This window comes from Collinsella sp. HCP28S3_E9 (assembly GCF_052065455.1).
GTDB lineage: Bacteria > Actinomycetota > Coriobacteriia > Coriobacteriales > Coriobacteriaceae > Collinsella.
Genome location: NZ_JBQHTZ010000034.1, coordinates 1 through 1,929, shown reverse-complemented (window position 1 = coordinate 1,929; position 1,929 = coordinate 1). Strand labels below are relative to the sequence as shown.

Below are 1,929 nucleotides of genomic sequence, written 5' to 3'. Positions count from 1 at the left end.
GCGTTAAGCAAACAGGCCTGTGGCCTGTTTGTAGCGGAGCGTGGCGAGGGCGCCATGCGCCCGAAGCCCGGGGCTTCGCGAAGCGAAGGCCCTTCGAGTCTCGCCTCGGGCACCATACATGCAAAAGAGCGTTCAAGGGGGTTAAGGCCCCCTTTTTCGTGTACGTAATGTGATAACGAGCGGTACGTGTTATTATCGCCAAGGCGTTGTTTCCGCAATGCCCTAAAGAGGAACCCGAGGGTTCCCACCTTTTGGCGCCAATGAGCAGCTGACTGGTCATACAACTTAGATTCTCTTCCTCATATCGAGGATGTCTATGTGTACGACCTGGTTGCAAAAAAGCGCCGGGTTATTTTTTTATGAATGGAGGTAGGGAAAATAGCTAAGTCTGATGACACCCGCATCAACGACGAGATCACTGCATCTTCGTGCCGTTTGATTGGCGTCGATGGCTCTCAGCTCGGCCTGTTCGCCATCCGCGATGCCCAGCGCGTCGCCGACGATCAGGGTCTCGACCTTGTCGAGATCGCTCCCAACGCGGAGCCGCCGGTCTGCAAGGTCATGGACTACGGTAAGTTCAAGTACCAGCAGGCCATGAAGGCCAAGGCTGCTCGTAAGAACCAGTCCAAGGTCGAGGTTAAGGAAATGAAGTTCCGACCCAAGATCGACGTTGGCGACTACGAGACCAAGAAGGGCCACGTTCTGCGTTTCCTCAAGAAGGGCGCACGCGTTAAGATCACCATCATGTTCCGCGGCCGTGAGATGGCTCACCCGGAGCAGGGTCTTAACGTTCTCGAGCGTCTCGCCGAGGATCTTAAGCCTTACGCTACGGTCGAGTCCAAGCCTAAGATGGAAGGCCGTAACATGCTTATGCTGCTCGCCCCAATTAAGGGCGCCTTTGATGAGGATAAAGCGGCAAGTGATACTAAGTAACTAGTGTTCTGTAACCGATTAAGGAGTATTTCATGCCTAAGATGAAGTCCCACAGCGGCACCAAGAAGCGTTTCCGCAAGACTGGTACCGGCAAGCTTATGCGCGCCAAGGCTTTCAAGAGCCACATCCTGAGCAAGAAGTCCACCAAGCGTAAGCGTGGCTTCCGTCAGGAGACCGAGATCGCCGCTGCCGACCGCAAGGTCATCAAGTCGCGTCTCGCCTAAGTTAGCGTTCCCGTTTTTCGTTTAACCGTCTAGGAGTTGATAGAACATGGCACGTATTAAGCGCGCTGTTGCCGCCAAGAAGAAGCGCCGTACCGTTATGCACCGTGCGAAGGGTTACTACGGTGCCGCTTCGCGTACTTACAAGCATGCTAAAGAGCAGGTCCAGCACTCTCTGCAGTATCAGTACCGTGACCGCCGCAATAAGAAGCGCGAGATTCGCTCTCTCTGGATCACCCGTATCAACGCTGCTGCTCGCCTGAACGACATCTCTTACTCTCAGTTCATGCACGGCCTGAAGGTCGCCGGCATCGAGCTCGACCGCAAGGTCCTGGCTCAGATGGCTTACGAGGACATCGAGTCTTTCAACGAGCTGGCTACCATCGCCAAGAAGGCTCTCGAGGCCTAATTGATTCTCTTGAATCGCTAGGGGAGTGTCGCGCTGTGCGCGGCGCTCCCTCTTTTTATCTAAGGCGCTGGTTTATATAGCAAAAGCGCGGGTAGATAGACACTTACAGGTGACCGATCTTTATATATCTCTTAACCGAAGGGTCATCATCTGATACGTGCAGTATTTCTGCACCAGCCTTTCTATTACTTATATAGAAAGCGATATATTATGTAGGACTTATGAAGAGTGGAATTGACGTCCCACATCGCTTCGCGGTCTGGCAATATATCTCCTTGCCGCGCGGCCCGGTCGGACCGGATGGACCGCGAGGGCGTGCACCTTGAGAACCGGATACTGCGAGGATGGACACACCAGGTGTGTCGC

The 1,929-nt window shown here is 54.1% G+C and carries 3 protein-coding genes; all 3 read left to right on the top strand.

Annotated elements, in window-relative coordinates; all coding sequences use genetic code 11:
* Positions 1 to 363: 363 nt before the first annotated feature.
* From infC to rplT, 3 genes are read left to right on the top strand one after another with little or no spacing between them, the layout of a single operon-like run.
* Positions 364 to 933, top strand: a complete 570-nt coding sequence (infC, locus tag ACTNA2_RS09020) for a translation initiation factor IF-3 (RefSeq protein WP_006234423.1) — start codon at positions 364 to 366, stop codon at positions 931 to 933.
* A gap of 32 nt (positions 934 to 965) precedes the next feature.
* Positions 966 to 1,157 carry a 50S ribosomal protein L35 gene (rpmI, locus tag ACTNA2_RS09015; RefSeq protein WP_006234422.1) on the top strand — a complete coding sequence of 64 codons (192 nt, stop codon included), beginning with the start codon at positions 966 to 968 and terminating at the stop codon, positions 1,155 to 1,157.
* A gap of 46 nt (positions 1,158 to 1,203) precedes the next feature.
* Positions 1,204 to 1,563 (top strand): 50S ribosomal protein L20, encoded by a 360-nt coding sequence (rplT, locus tag ACTNA2_RS09010; protein WP_006234421.1) that lies wholly within the window; start codon positions 1,204 to 1,206, stop codon positions 1,561 to 1,563.
* Positions 1,564 to 1,929 lie beyond the last annotated feature (366 nt).